Raw genomic sequence first — 22,890 nt, 5'->3', positions numbered from 1 at the left:
TCACGCGTGCCACCCCCGCTCACCGGCGGCGACCTGGTCGGCGAGGTGGGCCAGCTCCGGCCGGGTGGCCAGGTTGCCCAGTTCCGCCTCAACCTCGAAGGCCGCCTGCCGGGCCGCCGCCCGCTCGGCGGCCTGCTGGGCGGCGTACCCGTTCTGCACCCAGCGCTGGTTGGTGTCGTGCAGCCGGCGCTCGGTGTCGGTGATGGAGACCCGGATCGGGATGCCGGGTCGGCCACCCACCTTGATCAGGAACCGGCCCCGCCCCGGTGGCTCCTCGTTGCTGCCGGTGCTCGCCCAGCCCGGCGGCGACGACCAGGAGGAGACCAGCTCGATCTCCCGTTTGGACAGGCCGATCACCCGACCCAGGTCGGTCATCTCCGCCGCCGGCAGCCCGGCGCAGGCCACGATCCCGGCCCGTTCCACGAAGCCGCGCGCCTTGGCCCGGTCGGCGTCGGAGCCCAACGCCTCGGCGTCCTTGAGGGTGTGGGTGATCTTGGCATCGCCGAGGCCGAGCGACCGGTTGAGCCGGGTCAGCGCGTCGATCCGGTCGACGATGCCGGACGCCGCCCGCAGCGGCCGCCACAACTCGTCGAGGATGGTGAAGAACCAGCGGCGCGGGGCCAGCCCGGCGTCGGCCATCGCGTGCGACGCGGCGACCGTGCCCAGGCCCTCGGACCAGGCCGCCAGCATCGCCGCCGCGGTGAGCTGGGTGTCGGACTCCCCGATCCGGGAGATGTCGATGCACACGGCGGGGGCGTCCGGGTCGATCCGGGTGGAGGTGGACGAGCCGAAGGTGTCACCCAACGCACCGTCGAGGATGCCCAGCAACGACCGGTGCAGCGGGTCCACCGCGTCCCGGTAGCGGCTCTCCTGCCCCCGGTCCAGGGTCACCGCCCGGACCCGGTCGGGCCCCTCCTCCAACACCCGCAGCAGGTCCGGCAGGAGCGGGGCCCGGCCCTGCGGGGTGCGTTCCCGCAGGTGCCGCAGACAGGCGGAGAGCACCGACTGCTCGTGGTCGTCCAGCGCCCGGCCGCGCACGATGGTCAGCAGCGCCGCCACCATGTTCAGCACCCGACCGTGCGTCTCGGCGGCCAGCGCCCGGCCGGCCCGGCCGCCGATGCGTTCGGCGGCCAACCCCATCGCCCCCGGGTCCAGCACGTTGATCCCGCCGACGCCACGCCCGATCGGGATCACCTGACCGCCGAGGGCGCGGACCGTGTCGGCGTAGTCCGGCTTGAGGTCGCCGAGCACCAGCGGCACCACCCCGGTCGCGGCCAGGCCCACCGCCATCCGGTTGATCAGGGTCGACTTGCCCAGGCCGGGCATGCCCAGCATGAACAGCGACGGATTGGAGATGTAGCGGGCCCGGGTGAACCAGGAGATCGGATCACCGCAGACCGTGGCGCCGGTGAACAGGTGCTGACCGAGCGGCACCCCGGACATCGGCGCCCCCGAGCCGGCCGAGAACGGCCACAGCCCGCACGCCTGCACGGTGGTGGCCCGCCACATGGTGGGCGCGTCCAGGTAGCCGACCCGGCCACCGCCGGGCCCCTCCCAGCCCCGGGCCGAGGGGGGCAGCTCACGGCGGGGCCGGGCCGGTCGGGTCTTCTTCGGCGCAACGGGGGCCTCGTCGTCCGGGTCGCCGACCACCCCGGCCAGCGCGGTCCGCGCCCCCGAGGTCCCGACCGGCCAACCCGCCCCGAGCCCACCCGCGCGCAGTGCCGGTGCGCCGGTCACATCGCCTCCTGAAGTTCGTGTGGCAGCACGGTCTGCTCCCACGGAAGGATTCCGGTCGGCAGGGTGCAGGTGAACGCCGCCGCCTGCATCCGGTGGGCCGGCCGCATCGCGATCCGGGTGGCCCCGGTCATGTTGCGCACCAGCACCGACGCGTCGTCGAGCTGGGAGCGGTCGTCGACCGTGACGGTCAGCATCAGCGAGAACTCCACCAACCCCGCCCCGGTGGCCTCCTCGGCGGCGGCCTGCTCGGCGGCGCGTACCTCGGCGGCGGCCCGCGCCTGCACCATGCCCCGCCCGGAGGTGGCCATGAACTGCGCGGTCCGCCGATCCGCCTCGACGATCCGGGCCGAGGTCGCCGGGTCGATCGGCCGGTAGAGCAACGCCACCCGCTTGCGGCGGGTCCCGGCGGAGGCGTCGAGCATGGTGCGCAGCACACTGGAGCGCACCGTGCCCCGGGGGGCCAGGGTGAGCAGCCAGGTCCGGGACACCCCGGAGTCGTGCTGGTAGGCGTCCACCGACTCGACCGCGGCGACCGGCCCGCAGTCGGCCCACTCCAGGCCGGTCCGCCCGTGCTCGGCCCGGACGCTGAGCACCTCGGCGGCGCAGGCCGGGTCGTACGCCACCCGGACCACCTCGGCGATCTGCTCGGCGGTCAGCGGCTCGGCGACACCCCCACCGGCACCGATCAGCCCGGTCAGCAGGCTCGGCACCCGGATGGCCAGGTCGGTGACCACGTCCTCCGGGTCCCGCCGTGGCCCACCCACCGGGGCGTAGGTGAGGGTGATGTACGAGTTCATCTCCGACGACGCCGACGGGTAGTCCTCGACCACCTCCTCCAGCACCGCACGGGCGGCGGCGGGGGCGGCGGCGTCCAGCCGGGGCAGCACCTCCGCCGCGAGCCGGGTCCCCGGGTCCGGGGCGGTCTCCACCACCACCGACGCCCCGCGCAGCCCCGGTTCGTGGGCGAGCCGGGACAGCCACTCGCCCCACAGCGACACCCACGTGTCGACCTGCTCCGGGTCGACGAGCGAACCGCCGTCGGGCTCACACCGCAGCACGATCGTGTAGAGGTTGCGGCTCTTGTGGTGCAGCACCCCGAACGGTCGGTCGTAGGCGTCCCGGCCTTCCCGGGCGAGCACCCCGCTGAGCAGGCCGGGCGGGGGGAAGCGGCCACCCGGTCGGGCCGAGAGCGGCCCCGAGACGTACAGGTGCTCCCGGCGGGACACCCGACGCGACCAGCCGATCCGCAACGCCAGGAGCTGGTACAGGTTACGGCCGTCCTGGGTGCGTACGGCCATCGGCAGCAGGGCCACCACGAGCGGCACGCCGACCACGAACGCCGCCTGCAGCGACGCCAGCGAGGCCAGCAGCACCAGCACCAGCCCGCCGAACACCCCGACGGTGCCGACCAGGCCGAGTGGGCCCAGCCCGGCCCGGCGGGGCCGACGCCAGTTGCCGTACGTCGGTTCGATGACGGCTTCGGTCGTCATTGCCTCTCCCTCGTCTCACCGGACCGCCGCCCGACCGGGTCGTCCGGTCGGCGGCGGTCCGCGCTGTCAGTTGTGGCCGGCGTCGCCGTCCGCGCCCGACACCGTGCCGGCCGCCATGTTCCGACCGGTCCGGGCCGCCCGTTGCGCCCCGTCGATCGCCACCCCGACCGGTCCGGCCAGCCGGGCCGCGGAACCCGCGGCGGCTGCGCTGCCGCCACCGGTGCCGCCGGTACGGCCGGTGCGTCCTCGCTGCCAGCCGGGCCCTGCCCGCCGGTGTCGCCCCGACGGCCCTGCGGTCCGCGCGCCCCGGACGGGGCGCCGCCACCCCCGCCGCCCGAGGACAGGGCGGACCCCGCGACCCGCTTCGCGCCGGAGGCGACCATGCCGCCCGCGGCCGAGACGGCGGTCCCGGTCGGGTCACCGGTGCCCAGCGCCGCCGTGGCCGGCACCACGATCTTGAGCAGCGCCGGCAGGGCGACCGCCGACAGCAGCAGGACGCCGATGCCGGCGATGCGGATGTGCGAGGAGTTCTGGGTACGGCTGCCGACGGCGAGCATCTCCGCCCCGGAGAACATGATCAGACCGACGGAGGGCTTGTAGAGCAGCCAGGCGATCGTCCAGCCGATGTGCTTGCGCCACCAGCCGGCCCCCCAGTTCGTCATCGACGCGGCGGCGGCCAGCGGCAGGGTGCCGAGCATGATGGTCATCACGCCCAGCCGCAGGTAGAGCATCAGCACGTGCACGATGGCGGCGATCAGCAGCAGGAAGGCCAGCACCAGCAGCAGGAACGACTCGATGGAGGAGCCGTTGTCCACACAGGGCACCCCCATGATCACTTCCATCGCCGCGGACCTGAGCAGGTGGTCGGAGAAACCGTCGGAGAGGCTGGCCGCCCGGCCCACCACCCACGAGCCGGCCCCGGCGACCAGGATGACCCGCAGGAAGCCCTGCAACGCGGTCCGCCCGGCGGTGCCCTTGCGTTCCATCGCCATCCGGGCGGCGGCGAACAGCACCGACCCGATCGCGAGATAGGTCACGACCCACTCGATCTGGTCGCTGATCAGGCTCGGCACGTCGTCCGGGCCGCCCTCGGTCGTGGTGCCCAGCGTCGGCACCGAGACGCTCAACTCGGCGAAGATGGAGATCGCGGCGGCCAGCATCAGGTTGGCGATCATCCGGACCAGGGTGCCGATCGGGTCACCGAGGAACGAGAAGAAGCCGGTGATGATGTCCAGGGGATTGGGAGGCGAACACCCGCCCATCTACTTCCTCCAGAGTGTGTAGCCGGCGCTGCCGGTGACCGTGCCCAGCGAGGCGTGCACCACCCCGGCCCGCGACGGCGCCACCTTCCAGTCCCCGGCGTCCCAACGCAGCTCGACCAGGGTCGCCACGTAGCCGCCGGCACCGGTCTTGACCAGTAGTTGCACCCGGGCCGTGTCGGCCGCGTACCGGGCGAGGGCGAAGCCGGCGTAGCTGCCCCCGCCACGACTGGTGACGACCCCGGCGGCGGCCTCCAGCCGGGCCACCAGCACGTCCCGGCCCGGTCCCGGCACCACCTGCCGGTCGGCCACCGTCCGCCAGGTGGCCCCGGCCAGTTGGGTGGGCACGGCGTGTGCCGCCAGCACCGCACCGATCGGGGTGTGCGCGAAACAGCCCAACACCCCGTCGGCGGTACGCGACGGTCCCTGGGTCGCGGAGACCGGCACCCGGTCCCCACCGTCGAGGGTCCGCCACGCCACGTCGTCCGGCGGCACCGCCGGCCCCGCCGCGACCACCGTCCGGGGCGGACACTGCGCCACCTGCGCGGCGGCGTTACGGGCCACCGGGTCGGCCGGGGTCTCCCGGGCCGCCCCGGACATCCAGGCCCCCGCCGCCAGCAGCGCCATGCCGGCGAGGAACGCCACCGAGAGGATCCAGCCGCGCTCGGTCCAGAACGGCGGGTCCGCCGGGGTCCGGCCGCGCCCGCCGGTCACTGTGGCTGGCCTGCGGTGGTGCCGGCACCGCCGAGGAAGAAGTTCGCCAGCGGGCCCGCGACGGCGACCAGGATGCAGCCACCGAGCACCAGACCGAGCCGGGACATGTGCTCGGAACTCTCGCCCCGCTTCACCGAGATCGCCATCATCGTGCCGGTGATCAGCACCCCGGCCACCCCGGCGGCGGTGCCGGCCCAGGCGATCAGGCCCAGCAGCTTGTTCACCAGGGTGGTCAGCTGCCCCGGCGCGTTGGGGGTCGGGTTGATCCCCCCACCCCCGGCGGGTTCCGGGTCGAGGGCCATCGGGAAGCGGGCGACCAGGTAGGCGGCGGCGTACTGGGACAGGCTCGTGAACGACATCGGAACAGCTCCTTCGGGCAGGTGGCATCACCGGAGGCGTCGACGACGCTCCGGCGGTGACGGGGTGGAACGGGCCGGCAGTGCGGGGTGCGCTGTCCGGCCGGCGGCGATCCGGCTCAGAGTCCGAGGTCACCGAAGAACATGACGAGTGGTCCGGCGGTCGCGCCGAGCACGCAGCCCATCGCGACGAACACCGCCCCACGGAAGTGGTCGCTCATCTCCCCGGGAACGCCCCGGTTGAGTTGGATGGCCATCGAGATGCCGAGGATGAGCAGCCCGGCGACACCGGCCGCGCTGACCCCCCAGGCGAGCAGGTTCAGCAGGTCGTCGGCCGCACCACCCGCCGGGTTGTACGGCGGCGGGGGTTTGAGGCTCGGCAACGGGGAGGGCGCCGCCCCCGGGCCGAACGCCAGGAGGTGGCCGGCGAGCCGGTCCACGCCGTACCCGACGGTCATGACGGACTCCCGTCCCTGGCCAGGCCGGTCGCCGCCCGGAGCCGTTCCAGGGGCTTGGGCATCCGGGCGGGCTGCTGGCCCAGCCGCCAGGCGGGTATCCACGGCACCCGGTGCACCGGCGCGACCGACCGCAACACCCGGATCCGGCGGGCCAGCACCGGCGGCAACCGGCCCGGGGCGTCGGCCAGCAGCACCAGGCCGGCCAGCCGCATCCCGGGCGGGTGACGGCCCTCCCGCAGGGCGTTGAGCGCCCGGGACACCGCCCGCATCCCCTCGGCGTCGGTCCGGCCGACCAGCATCACCGTGGCCGGCTCCGCCCGCGCCGCGTCCGGCCACCGGCAGCCCAGGTCGGTGCCGCCGAAGAGCCGGCTGAGCGTCGTCGCGCCGGCACCACCGTGCGCCGCGATCCAGCCCAGCCCCACCTCGGACAGCGACCGCCGGGGCGACGCGACCGGCCCGGGACCGGTCCGGGCGGACAACGGCCCCGGTGACATCCGCGATGCCGGGTCGCTCATCGTCGCGGACCCCATGCACCCACCTCCTCGCCAAATGTCGCTCCAGTTCGTCGGCGTCCCGGTTGAACCACCCCGGGTCCGGTCCCGTCATCACGGCGGGCCGGGCAGTCGACGGACGCCTCTACGGGGGCTCCCGCCCCCCGGTTCACGCCGGGGACCAACTTTTTCCACCGCGATGGTGAGCAGCCTGGGAGGCGACATGGCAACGTCCGACAACGACGGCGCGGAGCCGACGCAAGGGTCCAACCGCAGCAGCGCGGCCCTGATCGGCGCGGCCGTCGCGGCCGGGCTGAGCTGCCTGGCCACGCCGGTGGTCGGGGTCGTCGGCGCGGCCGCCGTCTTCGTGATCGGCGCGCTGGGCGTGCTGCTGGCCCCGCTGGTCGCGTTGATCCTGTTCTTCGGGGGCGGCGGTGGGTCGGCCGACCCGGTCAGCGTCGCCGACGACTCGTTGGCCGCCGCGCAGGGCGACGGCAAGGGGACCCTCGACCCCGACCAGGTGCCCGAGGGCCTGGTGGACAGCATCGAGGGCGCCGGGAAGACCTGCACCCAGATCGGGCCCGTGGTGATCGCCGCGCAGATCGAGGTGGCCTCCGGATGGGACCCGGCGAAGGTCGGCGCGAACGGGGAGAAGGGCATCTCCCAGCTCCCGCCCGCGGTCTTCGCCCAGTACGGCGAGGACACCGACGACGACGGCGACACCGACGCGACCGACGAGGAGGACTCGATCGCGGCACAGGCCAAGCACGTCTGCGCCCTGGCCGGGCAGGCTCAGGCCCTCATCGACGACGGCCAGGCGATCGGTGAGGTGCTCGACCTGACGCTCGCCGCGTACGCCGTCGGCATCGACGAGGTACGCCGGTCCGGTGGTGTGCCCTCGACCAACGCGGCGCAGCTCTACCTGGCGCAGGTCCGCTCCCTGTTCGCGAAGTACCAGGGGCTCGGCGGTCCACCGCCGTCGTTCCCGCCGACCGCCTCCCCCAGCGCGTCGCCGACCGGCGACTGACCCCGACCGACCCGCTGACCGACCGATGAGGAGTTCCGATGACGGTGACCCCGCAGGACCAACGCCCCGCCGGGCGGCAACAGCGCCCCGACGACGGCCCACCGCCGAGCGACGCGCCGCCGACCTCGCCGTTCATCCTCTACCTGCGCGACGAGGAGTACGCCGAGGAGCTGGAGCTGCTCAGCAACTGGGTCCGGCTGTTGCTCGTGCCGATCTACGCGCGGGAGGCGTCCTCGACCGCGCCGTGGTGCGGGCGGTGGTGGCAGCACCCCGAGGCGGTGGCGCAGTTGCACGGCCTGTGGCTCGCCTGGCAGGAACTCACCGGGCCCGACGCCGGGCTGTGCGGCCCGGCGAACTGGCACCGCGACTATCTGGAACCGGTGCTGAACAGTCTGCGTAGCCCGACCGGGCCGTTCGCCGGGTGCAAGGCGGGAGCACACCGGGCCAAGGAGGTCCCGCACACCGACCCGTACTGACCGACGGTGGCCCGACGACGGGGGCGGGGTCTCGTCCGCGATCCACCCGCGACGTCGCCGCATCCGGTCTACCCGGCCGGCCGGGGAGACCGGCCGGCTCAGCGGGAGACCGGCCGGCTCAGCGGGAGATCGGTGCGGTGACGACGGCGGTGCCGTCCACCAGGCCCACCGTGACGAAGGCCAGGTCGGCGACCGGCAGCGACAACTCGCCGGTCACCTCCTGCGGCCCGGTCGAGGCGGTCCAGTCCCGCACCACGTGCGTGACGCCGTCGCGGGTCACCGCGAACAGCCGGTACCGCAGGCCCTGACGCAGCCCGGTGGCGGTGATCCGGATGGTGGAGCCGCGCCCCTCGTCGGTGGTGATCGCCACCGAGAGGCTCACCCCCTGGGCCGGGGCCTCGCCGGTCGCGGTGAGCACCACTGCGCTATGGCCACCGAACCCGGTGACGGCCGCGACGCCACCGGCCAGGACGACGGCCACCAGGGCGGCGGCCACCCCACCCCAGAACAGCATCCGACGACGGCGGGCCGAATCCGGCCGGGTGCCACCCGTTGCGGACGCCGACCCCGGTCGGTCCCCGCCGGGGCGGCTCCCCGACGGCCGATTCCGGACCGGACGGCCGGCGTCGGCACGCGGACCGGTGCCCCGGCGAGCGCCACGCCGGGCCGTCCCGGCCGGTTCATCCGCTGCCCTCGGCGGGGTCACCCCGGCGCTCGGGTCCGCACCGGTGACGGTGGCGACCGGCTCAGCCGCGCGGGGTGCGTCGGTGGTGCGGGGTGCTGGGTCGGAGGTGCGGGGTGGGTCGGAGGCGCGGGTCGGTGGGTCGGGCACCGGCTGCCTCGGCACCACTACCGGGGCGGACGCCGCCGGCACGTCGGGGCCGACAGCCGGCGGCGGCCCGGCCGGTGGGGCGAGGCCCGGGGCGGGTGTGTGGCCGGCCGGCGGGAGGAACTCCGCCGGTGGCGCGAACTCCGGCAGGCCACCCAGGTCGTCCCAGTCGGCGGCGGCCAACCCGCCGAGGGCGCTGGTCACGCTGCCCATCTCACCGGCTGCGGACAGGCACTCCCCGCACCCGGCCAGGTGGGCCTCGAAGGCGACCCGGTCGGTGTCGTCGAGCGCGCCGAGCAGATAGAGGGCCAGGGCGGAGTGCTCAGCGGTGGGGTGTTCGCCGCCGGTGCGCATCACGCCCTCCTTTTCGACCCGGAGACACCGATGACGGTGTGACGACCCCCGGGACGGTGAGCGTCCGGGGGGTCGAACGGGAGATCGACACGTCGCGTCATCAGGAGGACTCGGTCGGGCCGATCGCTGCGTGCAGCGCGCGCACCGCATAGTACGTCCTGGACTTTACCGTACCCTCCGGGATGCCCAGTCGCTGCGCGGCTTCGGCGACCGACGAACCCTTGTAGTACATCTCGACCAGCACCTCGCGGTGCTCCGGTTTGATCTGTTGCAGCGCCAGCCGGACCGTGTGGGTGCTGACCACCCGGTCCATCTCGTCCTCGGCCGAGGCGAGCCGGTTGAGGTCGGGGATGGCCACCTCGGGCGGGCGGGACTGCCGGGCGCGCATCGCGTCGATGGCCACGTGCCGGGCGACCGTGTAGAGCCACGGCGCGATCCGACGCGGGTCCTCGGCCAGGGTCTCCAGGTTGCGCCAGGTGCGTAGGAACGTCTCCTGGACCAGGTCCTCGGCGAGTTCCTGCCGGCCGAGGACCAACCGGGTGAGGAACCGCAGCAGCGGCCCCCGGTACTGCTCGTGGATCGCCCGCATCAGGGCCTCGGGGGAGGCCCGTTCGGTCGCCGCGTCGCCGGTCACCCCGGGCGCTTCGTTGGGCACCGCCGACACAGAACGCCTCCCCCTGACGTACGGGTCGTGCCCGTACGGCCGCGCCGTCGTCTCGACGTCGAGCCCGCCTAGGAAGAGAGCATAACCGTGCTCATCGGACGGTCCACCAGGCCATCGTGTGGCCGGTCGGAACCGTCGGTGCAGGGTGGTGGACGCCGTGGCCCCGACGCACCGGTCGGGATGCTCCACGGGGGCGAGGAGGGTGGCCGGGCTCATCGGGTGAAACGCAGCCAGCGGACGTTGACGAACTCCTCGGGTTGCCCACTGGCGAAGGTCAGGTAGACGTCGTGCACACCGGTCACCGGGGCGAGGTTGCCCGGCACGGTGACCCAGCTCTGCCAACCGCCGGTGCCGGCCACCGCGATGCTGCCCACCGGTGGCAGGCCCGGGGCGTCGAGGCGTACCTCGATCAGGCCCGACACCCCCTGCGGGGCGCCGGAGGCCACCCGCAGCTGGAACTGCGTCGCCGGCTCGCGGCCGAAGTCGACCCCCCGGTAGCCGGCCCAGTCGCCGTGGGCGAGGAACCCCAGGTGCTCGCCGCCCTCGCCGGACGGTTCCGTCCGGACGCCCTGCTGCCGGTCGAAGCCCGCCGCCGCGATCTCCTGGCCCACGCCCCGCTGCCCGGCGACGACGACCGGGGCCGGCTCGACGACCACCGGTGCCCGCTCGACGACCACCGGCCCGCCGGCCTGCTGTGGCGGGGCCTCCCCCGGACCGGCGCCGAACGGGGTCAGGGTGACCGTCACCTCGTGCGCCGCGGTGTCCTGGATGTACGACGCGTCGTCGGCCACGTCGTCGAAGGGGAAACCGTACGCCCGGCCGTCGGCGCTGTGCCGGTGCAGCACCCGGGCGTAGTGGTTGGTCACCGGGTGCTGGTAGTAGGCGTCCCGGTTGGTGGTCGGCTGGTCGGGCTGGTCGAGCACCGACCGGTTCAACCCGGCCCCGATGATCGCCGCCACCGGCCCGTAGTGCCCGTCGTTGGGCGCGGCGAGCGCCCCGTCGCAGTGGAACACGTTCAACGTCGAGGGCCGGTCGAACGACCGCGCCCCGTCGTCGAAGGTCAACCGCCCGTCGACCACCCGCCCCCGGTAGCTGCCCAACGGACCTCTGACGCGCAGCTCGGAGCGGCTGTAGCGGTCCCAGGTCTCGGCGATGTAGCCGTCGAAGTATCCCGGGTCGAAGCGGCCCGTCTCGATGCCCTTGCCGGGGGCGATGACGCGCAGTCCGTCGCCGACCACCAGCCGCTCGAACCCGGGCTGGCGGGCCAGCTCGGCGAAGATCGCGTCCCGGCCGCCGTCGACCAGCTTGCCGGTGGCCTGCTCCACGTCGCCGTGCAACCGGATCGACATCGGGATGCTGAACATGTCCACCATGGTGGTGTTGCAGAACATCCCGCTCGCGTTGTACGTGAACTCGCAGCAGTCGTGCAGCACCCCGAAGCTCGGGTCGTCCGCCACCCAGCCGACCGGGTACTGCAACGCCGGCCGCCCGTTGCCGTCGGTGACGACCGTGAACCTCAGGTGACCGTCGATGGCGAAGTAGATCCGACCCGACATCATCGGCAGGACGAACCGGGTCACACCGGAGCCGGCCAGCGGCACACCGATGTCGGCGACGCCGTCCGGTCCGTTGTGCGCCGGGTCGGCCGGCGTGAAGATCCCGCTCTCCCGGACGTAGCCCATCGCGCCGGTCTCCGCGTGGGTGCCGACGACGTACATCCGGATCGCCGAGTTGGCGAACCGGCCTGTGCTGTTCACCACGTTCAACGGCAGGCCGCCCGAGGCCCGCGCCCGGGAGATCAACGGGGCCGCCACCAGCGGCACACCGACCACGGCGGCACCCGCGAGTCCCATCCCGAGTATCCTGCGGCGAGTCAGCATCACAGCTCCGATCGACGACGGCCATCGCCGCCGGCACCCGGTGTGACATCGGCCGGGCCCGGCGGTAGCCACGTTGACGGCCCGGTACCCCCCTCGGTTCAATGTCGACCGGACCAAAATCATCCGATCCGATCCGAGCCCGGTGAACCAAGGACATCGCGCGTCCGTCACCACAGCGATGCCGTCACGCCGGAAGGGACACCTCCCCGTGAAATCCGATCACCCCTCCTTACGCTCCCGACTGGGGTCGATCCCCCGTCGGACCGTTGCCGGCCTGGTCGCCGGCCTGGCCGTACTGTCCACGGTGGTGGCCGCTGTCGGCTGGGGCGCGGCCTCGGCCCGGGACGACGACCTGACCGGTCGACCCGTCTCCACGGAACACCTGACGACCATCCAGGCCGCCGCCCGGTCCTGCCCGACGCTCACCCCGGCCCGGCTGGCCGGTCAGCTGATGGCCGAATCAGGGTTGGACGGCCGGGCCACCCGGACCGCCTCCGGTGGTCAGGGCATCGCCGGTCTCGACGCCGCCGCGTGGAAGTCGTGGGCGCCGTGGCCCGGTGCGGAACGCTCCGATCCCGCCGCCAACATCCTCGCCCTGGCGCACCTCATGTGTGACCTCAACGGGCAGGTCCGGCTGGCGAACGTGCCCGGTGAGGCCTGGCGGCTGTCCCTGGCCGCGTTCCACACCGGCCTCGACGAGGTACGTGACGCCAAGGGGGTGCCCGCCGACGCCGTCGAGTACGTCGACCAGGCCAGCGGGTACGCCGCCTACTACGGCAAGCTGACCGCGTTCGGCGGTTCCGGTCAGCCCCGCCCGTCGAGCGGTGTCCAGCAGCCCAAGGCGGTGCCCGGCGGTTACACCGCGCTCGTGGTCCGGGCCGGCTCGGTCTGCCCGGAGGTCACGCCCCCGCTGGTCGCCGCGCAGCTGATGGCGTTGTCCGGCTTCGACGTCAACCTGCTCGGCCCCGAGGGTCAGCGGGGCGTCGCGCAGTTCCGCCCCGAGGTCTGGCAGGCGTACGGCCCGACCGACACCTCGGCCTGGGACCCGCAGGCGGCGATCCCGGCGGCCGGTGCCGCCCTGTGCGGGCTGCACCGGGAACTGTCGGGGCTGGAGGGCGACCCGTCGCTGTTGGCGCTGGCCGCGTACCGCAACGGTCCCGCCGCCGTCCGGCAGTCCGGCGGGGACCTCGACGCCGGGACGCAGGCGTTCCTGCGGACCGTACGGGAACACACCGACTACTACGCCCTCGACAGCCGGCTCCGGGCGGCGGCGTCGCCGTCGCCCAGTCCGTCGCCCACGCCGAGCCCGACGCCGTCGCCCACCCCGAGCGGCAGCCCGGCCGCCCCGACGACGCCCCCCGCGAGCCCGCCGGGCAAGAAGCCCACGCCGGCACCGACCCGGCCGGCCGGCACGAAGCAACTGGTGGGCAAGGAGACCGGGCTGTGCGTCACCGCCGGCACCAGCGACGGGGTACGCGCCGTGCTGAGCAAGTGTCGGGAGGAGAAGTCGCAGTGGTGGGACTTCCGATCCGACGGCACCGTCCGGGCCAACGGACTCTGCCTCGACGTGGCCTGGGGTGAGAAGAAGGACGGCACCCCCGTGCAGGTCGCCGTGTGCAGCGGCAATCCGGCCCAGAAGTGGGAGTGGACCGAGTACAACGGCCGCACGTCCCTGCTCAACCGGGAGACCGACCGGTGCCTGGACGTCGACGGCCACGGGGTGGGCGCCCCGATGATGTCCTGGGTCTGCGTGTTCAACCCCAAGCAGACCTTCACCCGGCGCTGACCGGCCCCGACACGACCGGATGCCCGGTGGCCCACCCGAGGGGGTCGGCCACCGGGCATCCGGCTACCGGCGGTGCCCGCCCGACCGGGACACCCGGCCGTCCGACGTCGGACCGGACCCGGGATCGGCTCAGCCGGCGAACCGGCGGCGACGCAGGCGCAGCCCGAAGACCACGCCGGCACCGCAGAGCAACGCGATGCCGAGGATGACGGCCAGCGCCGCGCCGGTGCTGCCCTGCTGCTGGCTGGCCACCTGGTTGCGGTCGTCCACCGCCACCGACACCGAGGCAGCCGGGTTGATCATGCCGGAGCCGTACTTGGCGTCGGGGGCCGTGCCGATCGCGTCGGCGGTGCCGCGGATCCGCTCCTTGACCTGCGCGGCGGTCAGGTCGGGCTGGGCCGCCCGGATCAGCGCCGCCTGCCCGGCCACGAACGCCACGGCGAACTCGGTGCCGGTGTTGCTGACCGCCCGGCCGCCGCCGACGCCGAGGCTCGCCACGTCCACCCCGGGCGCGACCACCTCGACCGCGCCCGCCACGTACTGCTCGGCGAGCTGGTCACCGGCCCCGACCCCGCCGGTGAACAGCAGCGCCCCACCTCCGGACCGGCCGGCCGGGGACGGCGGCGTCACCGCCTTGGTCGGCGCACCGGCCACCAGCAGGACGTCGTGGTCGAGGGCGGTGGCCACGGAGGACGCCACCGCCGGGTCACCGAGGTCGACATGCGAGCCGACCGCGACGACCGAAGCACCGGCGCTGACCGCCACCTCGATGGCGTTCGCCGCGTCGGCCGGCCGGGCGGCACCCGACCCGCGTACCACCCGCACGGGCAGGATGGTGGCGTCCGGGGCGATGCCGACCGGGCTGCCGTCGACACTGCTGTCACCGGCGATGATGCCCGCCATCGCGGTGCCGCTGCCCAGGCAGTCGGTGTCCCCACGCCCGTTGCCGACCGTGACGTCCGCGCCGACCGCGACCCGGCCGCTGAGCTGCTGCACGCTCGCGTCGACACCGCTGTCGACCACCGCCACCTTGACCCCGTTGCCCCGGGTCAGGGTCCAGGCGCTGTCGGCGGCCATCCGCAGCTGCGCCCAGTCCGAACGGCTGCTCGACCCGGTCGTGGCGGTGCACTTCGGCCCGGTACCCCCGGGGCGGGGGCTGGCGCCCGTGCGGCTCGGGCTCGGCGTCGGGGGCGGGGTCGGGCTGGCGGCGCCGGGTGTGGGACCGGCCGTGCCGGCGGGCCGGGCACTCGGGGTGGGCCGCTTCCCCGCCGGGAGCTGGCCGTACGTCACCCCCTCACCGGCCGCGTCCCACGGCAGCACCAACTGCCAGCCGGCCTTCAACCGCCCCGGGTCGGTCAACCGGGACCCGTCCGGCTGCACCCGTCCCGTGTTCAGGTGGTAGATCTCCGCGGACCGCTCACCGCTGCCGAGGAACCGCCGTGCGATCGCCGTCAGGCTCTCCGGCTGGCCCTGGTACTGCGCCGCGACCACGTAGAACTTCACGTAGGGCTGCGGATCGTTGGTGGCCTTCGCCACAGCCGGCCCGGTCAGCGCCATGAGCACGCAGCCAGCCGTCGCCACCGCGAGCAGGCGGGCAAGGATCGAGCGCTTCGCCAGCACTGGGTGTCCCCCTTCAGTCACCATGGCCGAGCGTCACCGGCCTTCACCGTCTATTGCGGATCAGCGGCGAGTTCGTTCAAATCAATCTGAACCAGATTTCCATGATCCTCGTCATGAGGTCTGCCGAGAGTACCGGCCGACGATGACGGGAAGATCTCCTCGGGCCGTCCCCCCGATGGGAGCGGATGACCGGTAGGCAGCCGATGGTCCACCGCCGACGGTGGCGACGACGACCGAGGGGACCGGGCCGTCAGGCCCGGTGGAGACGAAGGTGGGGCGGCGGTGAACGGGCTTGGGCGTACGGCAGGGCCGACGGGCGGCAACGGCTTCGACCGGGTGCCGGCCACCCGTCGCTTCGACCCCCGCCGACACCGCCGCATCGCCGGGCTGTTCGACCTGTGGTTGGCACCCGGGCCGGGCGGACGGCTGGTGGTGCCCACCGACCCCGGTCGACCGCTCGACGCCCGGGCCGTGGCCACCCTGGTCCGGCACGGCGCGGACGCGGCACAGGACGTGCGGATCCTCGCCGACGACGGAGCCCGGCACGTCGAACTGTTCACCGAAGTGGCCGGCCTGCTCGGCCACGACGTGCTGGTCAGCCCGGACGGGTCCGACATCCGGCACGCCACGGACCGCACGACCGGCCCGGCAACCCGGTCGACCAGCGACGGCGGGCCGCTGGACGCGGTGCCGCTGGACCGGGTGACCCGCCAGCCGATGGACTGGCTCGTGCTCCAACCACCGGATCTCGCCACCTCGCTGCCCGGCTGGTTCGCGGTGGACGACGGTCTGGTCCGCCCCCGTACCGGGGTGGTGGGCCTGCCGCTGCCGGACGGTCTCGCCCTTGCCACCCGGGCCGACTTCGTCACCAGACGGGCCACCGCGCACCGGCTGGGCGCGTCGACCGGGGTGGTCACCGTGGCCGTCACGGCCCGGTCCGGGGGTTTCCTGGTCGGCAACTACAGCGGCACCCAGGACGTGCACAGCGGCGGGCAGCTCGCCGCGGTCCTCGGCGACCTCCCGCTCTACGGCGCGGACCTGCGGCTCTGGCTGACCTGGCCGTCCGACGCCGACGAACAGGCCCGGCTCGTCACCCAGGTCGTCGAGCTGGCCGAGACGACCGGTGCCACCGTCTGGACCCCACCCCCCGGTGGTCGGGCCGAGCTGATCGACGACCGCCGTGACCTGCGCTCTTTCGACCCGGCCGGCGCGATCGCCGCCTGGCAGGCCCACCGGCCGAGGTACGCCGACGGGCCGGCCACCCTCGACGCGACCCCCGAAGGGCTGTTGGTGTCCCGGCTGGACCGGCAGCGGATCGTGGTGGCGTCGGCCACCGGCGGGACCGTCGACACCACCCCGGTGTCCGACCGTCCCCCGGCGGACCGGACCGGCGAACCCGACGGCGTCGACACCGGGAGCCCGACGGCGGACCGTCCCGCGCCCTCGACCCCCGCCACCGCACCCGCCCCGACACCGGCCGGCACCACCGTCGGGTCCGCGGCGGAGCAGCCGGCCGTGGCCCTGGCCCGCCCCGCACTCGTCACCGACAACCGCCGGGCCGCGGACTACGGTCCACCCTGGTTGCGGCGGGGCCAGCAGGTCAACGCCGAGGCGTTCGAGGCGTTCGTCCTCGCCGAGGGTGATCCGGCCCGCGCAGTCACCGACGGTGTGCCGAGCGTCGAGTTGTTCCTGGCCGCCTTCCTCGATCCCCGGTCGGCCCCGGCCGGCAGCGACCTGCTGCGGGTCCGGATCGGACCCGGCGGTGCCGTCGCCATGGCGGTGCTGCGTACCCACGTCCCGGCGCGGTTCAAGTACGTCCTGGGCAGCCCCGACACCTACCTGCTGCCGGCCGCCCGGCTGGACCGGGTCTGGCTGGTGGGCGGGTTCCGGTCCGACGGCCACGGCCGGCTGCTGCCCACCGTGGACGCCGACGGCGAACCACTGCGGATCCGGCCCGCGCCCACCAGCCGCTCGGTCGCCGGGCTACCCCACGACGTCCGCCGCTGGCCCGGATTCGGCACCCGGACGGCGTACGCCCTGCTGCCGGCCAGGTCACGGGGGCTGCCCCGGGGCTGGTTGCCGTTGCACCAACAGCGGCCCGTGGCCCGCCCGGGCCGGTTGCTGGTGGAGGTCCGGGTGCCGGCGGGCCGCACCGTCGACGTCGACGCCACCCACACCGCGCTGACCGGGTTGCCCCTGGCCCGGACCAGGGTCGCGCGGCTGCACCACGCGGGGGTGGCGCTGGTCCTCGGCAGCCGGTCGTACGACCGGATCGTGGTGCAGCGCGCCTACCGTGCGCAGGGCGGCGGGTGGCAACGGATCGGGGATCTCACCCCCGGCCCGCTGCCGTCCGTCGTCGCCGACCTTCAGTCCGCCGTACCGGCCCGGGTGGTCGACCCGCCGCCGGTCGACGCCACCTGAACCGACCACCGGCCGGCGGGCACCGGCCCGATCACCACAGGTACGCACCGTCCCCCGCTCTCCGTGGCGAGTCGACGCGCCCCGGCCAGTTCCGCACCCGCCAGACCGGGCGTGAACACCACGTACGGCGGGGCGGGGTCCACGTCGGGAGCGGGGGCCGCCGGTAACCCGGGCAGCGGACGGCAGCCCTCCGGGGCCTGCGCACCGAGCACCCCACCCACCGTGGCCACCCCGATCCCGGCGGACCGTAGCCGGCGGGCGAAGAGGGCGGCGGTGTCTCGGCAGTCGTCGGTCCCGCCGACGAGGGTGAGCACGTCGGGTGCCCGGCCCAGGTCGACGTGCAGCCGCCAGGGTCCCCGGTGCCCCAGCACCAGCGGCAGGGTCGCCGGCGGCGCGGCCTCGTCCGGGCCGAGCCAGGCGTAGGGGGGCGCACCCCGGCCCGCCGCCACCCCGACCAACCGGACCTGGATCGGCCCGAGTTCGGTTTCCAGCTCGGTGCTGAGGTAGGGGACCTCGTTGCCGCCCGGCACCGTCGGCCGGGGCAGCTCGGGTACGGCAGGCGGGGCGACCGGCGTGCCGGTGACCGGACGGGCCGGGGCCGGCGCACCCGACGGCTCCGGAAGCCCTGATGGCTCCGACGCACCCGACGCACCCGACGGCCCCGACGGCCCCGACGGCTCGACCGTCGCCAGGTCCACCGGGGTCGGCCGGGGCGGTGCCGACTGCGGTGACCGGGGCGGCCAGACCGGCTTCGCCGGGAGCGCCGGAACCGGGAGTGCCGGTGCGGCGGGGGGTGTGGCCCCTTCGGGCTCCGCAGCGCCGGTGCCGGGCGCACGCTGCACTGTCGGCTCCGATGGCACCGGCGGAGCCGTGGCCGGTGACGCCGGGATTGGGAGCCGCGGGGGCGACGTCCGGGCCGGTGACGCCACGGCTGATGACGCCGAAGCCGGTGACGCCGGTGACGCCGGGGCCGGTGACGCCGGTGACGCCGGGATCGGTGGCTGGATCGGCAGCGACGGTGTCGGTGACGCGGTGGTCGGTGACGCGGTGGCCGGTGACGCGGTGGCCGGTGATGGTGCCGGGACCGCCAGGGTCGGTGGGGACGCTGGTGACGGTGCCGCCGGGGCCGGGGATGACGGTGCCGGTGGGAGCGGTGACGGCTGGGGGGCGGGGGGCGGCTGGGGGCGGGGGGCGGCTGGGGGGCGGGGGCCGGCTGGGGAGCGAAGGACGGTGCCGGTGGGAGCGGCCCGGCGACCGGGGATGGCGTGGCCAGCCGGGTGACGGGCGGCGGTGGGATCGGCCGGGTGACCGGCGGTGGCAGCGGCGGGGTCGGTCGGGGCGCCACGGCCACCGGAGCCGGCCGGGGCGCTGCGGCCACCGGAGCCGCTCGGGGTGCCGTAGCCGGGGCCGGTCCACTGGTCGGAGGCGGTGGTGGGATGTCCACGTCGCCGACCGCCGGGCCGGCGGTGAGTTCGGCGGGGGTCGGGGTGTGGTGCCGCTGCGGCGGCCACGGCCCGTCGTCCTCCAGCACCACCCGGCGGTTCCCACCCCGCCGCAGCAGCATCACCGCCACCGCCGCGAAGAAGACCGCCAGCAGCCCGGCGGTACCCCGGATCAGCAGCGGGCTCAGCGGGCCGGCCGCCACCGGGCCGTCGGGGGGTCGGGCGACCGCCCGGGTGCCCGCCTGCGCCGGGGTGGTGGCGGGCCGGGGCGCAGCGGACGTCGTCGTCCGGGGGGGCGGGCTGGGACGCACCGGGGTCGAGGGCGGGGCGCTCGGACCCGGTGGCCGTGGGGCGGGCGGGCCGAGCTGCGGCAGTCGTCCGATCCGTACCCCCTGGCCCTTCGCGTCCCGGGGCAACACGAGCTGCCAGCCGGGGCGCAGGACCACACCGTCGGTGAACGTCTCGCCGTCCGGTTGGGCCCGCCCCGCGTTCAGCTCGACGATCTCCCGGAACCGGTTACCGTTGCCGAGGGTACGCAGCGCGATGGCGTAGAGGTACTCCCGCTGACCGTCGACGGGTGGCCCGACCACGTAGTACCGGCCGGTCTCGGCGGGCACCGCACGTACCGGCCCCGCCGCAACGACCAGCACGATCCCGACCAGCAGCACCGTGACAAAGGCTCGCCGCATCCCCACCATTGCTCTCCACACCCTCGGTCCCACCGACATCCTCCCGTCCCGGTCCCCTTCTACGAACCGGGGTGCCGACGGTTCAACCGGAGGACGATCGGCCTGCGCGCCGGGACGGACGGGCCGCCGGACCATCCCACTTCCACCGGTGGTACGCCGCCCGGGCGGACGTGGTCCGGGGGCCGTGCCAGGATGTGGCGGTGTCGTATCCCCCTCAGCCGTCGTACCCGGCCGCGCCCGGCGGCGTCACGCCGATGATCGCCTACCCCCACCCGATCCCGCCGCCCCCGGGGCACGCGGTGCTGACCGTCTCGGTCAACCGGGGGCCGTACCTGGTGCCCGCCCCCTCCACGAGCCGGTTCAAGGTCGACGGCCGGTTGGTGGCGATCCCGGGCGAGGGCACCTGGTACGTGGCCGTCCCGGCCGGGCCGCACGACGTCCGCTACACCGACTTCATGGGCATCCCCGTCATCACCACCGCGCTGGTCACCCAGCCGGGGGTGGTGTACCCGTTGTCGTTCCGCTTCGGCGGCTGGCGCAACCGGGTCCACGACGGGCAGGGCACCGACGTGACGAAGTTCGGCATGTGGTCGAACTACAGCATCATGCTCGTCACGCTGGCCGTGCTGGGGGTGCTCTGCTGCGGTGGCTTCGGCCTCGTCGCGGCGTTCTCCACGTCGCCCTGACCGTCGCGCCGGCCGGGGCCGGTACGGGGTCGCAACCCGTACCGGGGTCAGCGCAGCCGGCGCGCGACGAACCTGGTCGGCGGGTCGGCGATGGCGTCCTGGGCCGCGACCAGCTGGATCTCCCGGGTGCCCGCCGCGAGGGTGCGCTCCAGCACGGTGAAGACCGAGGCGATGGTCCGTTCCAGGGCGATCGCCGGTGAGCCCGTGGTGCGCAGGTGGGCCAGGTAGAGCGCGGCGGTGACGTCGCCACCGCCGTTGGGGCTGATCGGCAGCAGGGGCGTGGTCACCGCCCAGGCACCCTCGTCCGAGACCGCCACCACCTCCAGCGAGCCGGCCGGCACGTCGTCGTGCAGCACGCTGGTGACCAGGACGTCGCGGGGGCCGGTGGCGCGGACCACGTCGACGGCGTCCAGCACGGCGGTCAGCGAGGTGGTCGTCCGGCCGGCGAGGAAGTCCAACTCGAAGTGGTTCGGGGTGATGATGTCGGCCCGCGGGACCACCACGTCGCGCAGGTACTCCGGGATGCCCGGCCGGACGAACATCCCGCGGCCGGTGTCGCCCATCACCGGGTCGCAGCAGTACACCGCGTCCGGGTTGGCGGCCCGGACCCTCTCGGCCGCGTCGAGGATCACCGCGCCCATCGCCGGGTCGCCCTGGTAGCCCGACAGCACCGCGTCGGCGGTGCCGAGCACCCCACGGTCGGCGATGCCCTCGATCACCTCCGCCACGTCGGCCGGGGCCAGCAGCGGCCCGCGCCACGCACCGTAGCCGGTGTGGTTGGAGAAGTGCACGGTGAGCACCGGCCAGACCTCGTGCCCGAGGCGCTGGAGGGGGAACACGGCCGCCGAGTTGCCGACGTGACCGTAGGCGACCGAGGACTGGATGGACAGGATCTTCACCGGCCCATCATGGCCGCTGCCACCGACACCCCGGGTACGGGCCCTCCGATTCGTCCCGGCCGGGCCCACCGGTTCACCCCCGCCGGGCTGCCGGCCCCCGCCGGACGGACCGGCCGGCTGACGCCTGTGGGCCCGGCGGCCGGGACCACCCGCCGGGTCGGCAATCCGGGGACCGGTCGCCGGGGCCGGCGCTCAGCCCAGGTCTAGGGTGTACTGCGCGGTGTGCACCTGCCCATCGACCTGGAAGTCGAAGAACGCGCGGTACCGCCCGGTGCTCGGGGCGGTCAGCCAGAACCGGACCGTCCCGTCCACCAGCTCCGGCTCGGGGTGGACGTGCACGTAGCCCAGGTCACCCTCCCGCACCACGACCAGGTGCCCGTACGCCCCCAGGTAGCGCTCCAGCCGGGACGGCTCGACCCCGTCGGGCCGGAAGGACAGCGGCACCGTCACGCCCACTGTCGGCGTACCGGTCATCGTCACCGTGAACGGGCCGGCCGTCGACTGCTGCGCGGCGGGCGGCAGCGGGGCCGGAGTGTGCGCGCCGGGCACCTGGTGGTCGACGCCCAGCACCAGCGGCACCGTTTTGCCGTCGACGCCGGTCACCGAGAAGTCGGCGTAGATGCGGTAGCCGCCGGGCCGGGCCAGCGTCAGCGGGACCGTCCAGGTGCCGTCCGCCGCCATGGTGGGATGCAGGTGCTGGTAGCCACTCAGGTCGCGACCCACCACGACCAGGTGCAGTTGCTTGTCGTGGACGACCGCGAAGCGGGTCGCCGGCTGACCGTCGGCACCGACGATCCGGAACCGGTAGTCCGTGCGTACCCCCGCTGGTTGGGTCCTGGCCTGCGGCTGCACGGTGTAGCCGCCGGAGTTCACCGACAACCCGGTCACCTGCGCCTGTGTCGCGCCGTCACCGGGATGGGTGTGCGCGCCGGTGCCGGGTCCGTGCTGGTGCCCGTCCCCCGCCGACAGCGCCGCCCCGGTGACCGGCGGCGCTGTCGCGCTGCGGTCGGCGGGCCGGGTGCCGGAGCCGAGCCGGCCGAGCCCGAACCCGGCCAGCAGGGCGACCACCAGCCCCCCGACGAGCAGCGCGAGGCCGGTGTTGCCCAGCCGGGTGCCCCGTTCCGCTGCCGGCCCGGCCACGGCGGGTCCCTCCTCGGCCGTGGTGGGTACCGCCTCGGTGGCGGGCGCGACCGTGCTGGCTGCGGCTCCCCTGGTGCTTGCTGCCGCCTTGACGCCTGATGCCGCCTTGGCGGCGGGGGCGGCCTTGGCGGGTACCACCTCGGTGGCGGGGGGTGCCGGCACCGGCTCGGCGGCCCCCGCGCGCGGGGCAGCGGGACGGTTCGCCCCCGGCGACCGCGCGCCGTCGTCGACCGGGTCGGGCGGGCCCCGGCGGCGGACCGGGCGACCGACCCCCGGCTGCGGGGCCGGCCACCGGCGCGGCCGGCGGCCCGGGCAGCCGGGACCGGGCGACGCCGCCAGGCTGCGAAGCCGACCGCCGCCACGACCAGCACCGCACCGCCGGCCCAGGCCAGCCACCCGAGGTCGTTCCCGTCGCTGCCGGGGGTGGCGGCGGCCGGCGGGGCCGCGGCGGTGGCGGCCGTCGAGGGGGCCG

General features: G+C 74.9%; 20 protein-coding genes. 6 read left to right on the top strand and 14 right to left on the bottom strand.

Annotation, left to right across the window (positions count from 1 at the left end):
• From ACQP2H_RS13940 to ACQP2H_RS13910, 7 genes are all read right to left on the bottom strand, one after another.
• Entirely contained in the window at positions 1-1,737 is a 1,737-nt protein-coding gene (locus tag ACQP2H_RS13940; RefSeq protein WP_357533720.1) for an ATP/GTP-binding protein, read from the bottom strand.
• Positions 1,734-3,227: an SCO6880 family protein gene (locus tag ACQP2H_RS13935; protein WP_219461381.1), complete on the bottom strand. Its 1,494-nt coding sequence runs from the start codon at positions 3,225-3,227 to the stop codon at positions 1,734-1,736. The genes ACQP2H_RS13940 and ACQP2H_RS13935 overlap by 4 nt, the downstream gene beginning before the upstream one ends.
• Positions 3,224-4,489, bottom strand: coding sequence for a hypothetical protein (locus ACQP2H_RS13930; protein WP_433233099.1), 1,266 nt, complete (start codon positions 4,487-4,489; stop codon positions 3,224-3,226). The genes ACQP2H_RS13935 and ACQP2H_RS13930 overlap by 4 nt, the downstream gene beginning before the upstream one ends.
• Entirely contained in the window at positions 4,490-5,200 is a 711-nt protein-coding gene (locus ACQP2H_RS13925; RefSeq protein WP_433233097.1) for a hypothetical protein, read from the bottom strand. It abuts the gene before it with no gap.
• Positions 5,197-5,559: a hypothetical protein gene (locus tag ACQP2H_RS13920; protein WP_255597559.1), complete on the bottom strand. Its 363-nt coding sequence runs from the start codon at positions 5,557-5,559 to the stop codon at positions 5,197-5,199. The genes ACQP2H_RS13925 and ACQP2H_RS13920 overlap by 4 nt, the downstream gene beginning before the upstream one ends.
• 116 nt (positions 5,560-5,675) lie before the next feature.
• Positions 5,676-6,014, bottom strand: a complete 339-nt coding sequence (locus ACQP2H_RS13915) for a hypothetical protein (protein WP_208566200.1) — start codon at positions 6,012-6,014, stop codon at positions 5,676-5,678.
• On the bottom strand, positions 6,011-6,544 hold the full coding sequence (locus ACQP2H_RS13910; RefSeq protein WP_433233095.1) for a hypothetical protein: 534 nt from the start codon (positions 6,542-6,544) through the stop codon (positions 6,011-6,013). Before ACQP2H_RS13910 ends, ACQP2H_RS13915 begins: the two co-directional genes overlap by 4 nt.
• A gap of 184 nt (positions 6,545-6,728) precedes the next feature.
• Between ACQP2H_RS13910 and ACQP2H_RS13905 the strand changes: the two genes are divergently transcribed.
• A complete protein-coding gene (locus tag ACQP2H_RS13905; protein WP_219461368.1) occupies positions 6,729-7,532 on the top strand; it encodes a transglycosylase SLT domain-containing protein in 804 nt (267 codons plus the stop codon).
• Positions 7,533-7,570: 38 nt separating this feature from the next.
• On the top strand, positions 7,571-8,008 hold the full coding sequence (locus ACQP2H_RS13900) for a DUF4913 domain-containing protein (protein ID WP_219461365.1): 438 nt from the start codon (positions 7,571-7,573) through the stop codon (positions 8,006-8,008).
• Between the two features lie 118 nt (positions 8,009-8,126).
• Here ACQP2H_RS13900 and ACQP2H_RS13895 read toward each other — a convergent pair whose 3' ends face one another.
• From ACQP2H_RS13895 to ACQP2H_RS13885, 3 genes are all read right to left on the bottom strand, one after another.
• Positions 8,127-9,191 carry a zf-HC2 domain-containing protein gene (locus ACQP2H_RS13895; protein WP_219461363.1) on the bottom strand — a complete coding sequence of 355 codons (1,065 nt, stop codon included), beginning with the start codon at positions 9,189-9,191 and terminating at the stop codon, positions 8,127-8,129.
• Positions 9,192-9,291: 100 nt separating this feature from the next.
• Positions 9,292-9,846: a sigma-70 family RNA polymerase sigma factor gene (locus ACQP2H_RS13890; protein ID WP_208566204.1), complete on the bottom strand. Its 555-nt coding sequence runs from the start codon at positions 9,844-9,846 to the stop codon at positions 9,292-9,294.
• A gap of 221 nt (positions 9,847-10,067) precedes the next feature.
• The gene (locus ACQP2H_RS13885; protein ID WP_433233092.1) at positions 10,068-11,708 is read right to left on the bottom strand and encodes a beta-1,3-glucanase family protein; all 1,641 of its coding nucleotides are present in this window, start codon (positions 11,706-11,708) and stop codon (positions 10,068-10,070) included.
• A gap of 334 nt (positions 11,709-12,042) precedes the next feature.
• On the opposite strand from ACQP2H_RS13885, the gene ACQP2H_RS13880 reads away from it, so the two are divergent.
• Entirely contained in the window at positions 12,043-13,521 is a 1,479-nt protein-coding gene (locus ACQP2H_RS13880) for a ricin-type beta-trefoil lectin domain protein (RefSeq protein WP_363819342.1), read from the top strand.
• Between the two features lie 129 nt (positions 13,522-13,650).
• Here the strand turns inward: ACQP2H_RS13880 and ACQP2H_RS13875 are convergent, their stop codons facing one another.
• Positions 13,651-15,141 carry a S8 family serine peptidase gene (locus ACQP2H_RS13875; protein WP_433233090.1) on the bottom strand — a complete coding sequence of 497 codons (1,491 nt, stop codon included), beginning with the start codon at positions 15,139-15,141 and terminating at the stop codon, positions 13,651-13,653.
• A gap of 282 nt (positions 15,142-15,423) precedes the next feature.
• Here ACQP2H_RS13875 and ACQP2H_RS13870 point away from each other — a divergent pair, with 282 nt between their 5' ends.
• On the top strand, positions 15,424-17,562 hold the full coding sequence (locus ACQP2H_RS13870; protein WP_433233089.1) for a hypothetical protein: 2,139 nt from the start codon (positions 15,424-15,426) through the stop codon (positions 17,560-17,562).
• On the opposite strand, the gene ACQP2H_RS13865 is transcribed toward ACQP2H_RS13870, so the two are convergent.
• Entirely contained in the window at positions 17,508-18,260 is a 753-nt protein-coding gene (locus ACQP2H_RS13865; RefSeq protein ID WP_219461353.1) for a hypothetical protein, read from the bottom strand. The two genes, ACQP2H_RS13870 and ACQP2H_RS13865, sit on opposite strands and share 55 nt — an antisense overlap.
• Before the next feature lie 738 nt (positions 18,261-18,998).
• On the opposite strand from ACQP2H_RS13865, the gene ACQP2H_RS13860 reads away from it, so the two are divergent.
• Together ACQP2H_RS13860 and ACQP2H_RS13855 are read left to right on the top strand one after the other, a co-directional pair.
• Positions 18,999-19,556: a hypothetical protein gene (locus tag ACQP2H_RS13860; RefSeq protein ID WP_433233088.1), complete on the top strand. Its 558-nt coding sequence runs from the start codon at positions 18,999-19,001 to the stop codon at positions 19,554-19,556.
• 337 nt (positions 19,557-19,893) lie between these two features.
• Positions 19,894-20,379, top strand: a complete 486-nt coding sequence (locus ACQP2H_RS13855; protein WP_433233086.1) for a hypothetical protein — start codon at positions 19,894-19,896, stop codon at positions 20,377-20,379.
• 47 nt (positions 20,380-20,426) lie between these two features.
• Here the strand turns inward: ACQP2H_RS13855 and pdxY are convergent, their stop codons facing one another.
• Positions 20,427-21,278 carry a pyridoxal kinase PdxY gene (gene pdxY, locus ACQP2H_RS13850; RefSeq protein WP_433233084.1) on the bottom strand — a complete coding sequence of 284 codons (852 nt, stop codon included), beginning with the start codon at positions 21,276-21,278 and terminating at the stop codon, positions 20,427-20,429.
• Between the two features lie 192 nt (positions 21,279-21,470).
• The gene (locus ACQP2H_RS13845) at positions 21,471-22,580 is read right to left on the bottom strand and encodes a hypothetical protein (protein ID WP_433233082.1); all 1,110 of its coding nucleotides are present in this window, start codon (positions 22,578-22,580) and stop codon (positions 21,471-21,473) included.
• Positions 22,581-22,890 lie beyond the last annotated feature (310 nt).

Source organism: Micromonospora sp. CA-248260 (assembly GCF_050942205.1).
GTDB classification, from domain to species: domain Bacteria; phylum Actinomycetota; class Actinomycetes; order Mycobacteriales; family Micromonosporaceae; genus Micromonospora; species Micromonospora antibiotica.
Note: the sequence above shows the minus strand (reverse complement) of the source record. Positions and strands in the feature narration are given on the sequence as shown.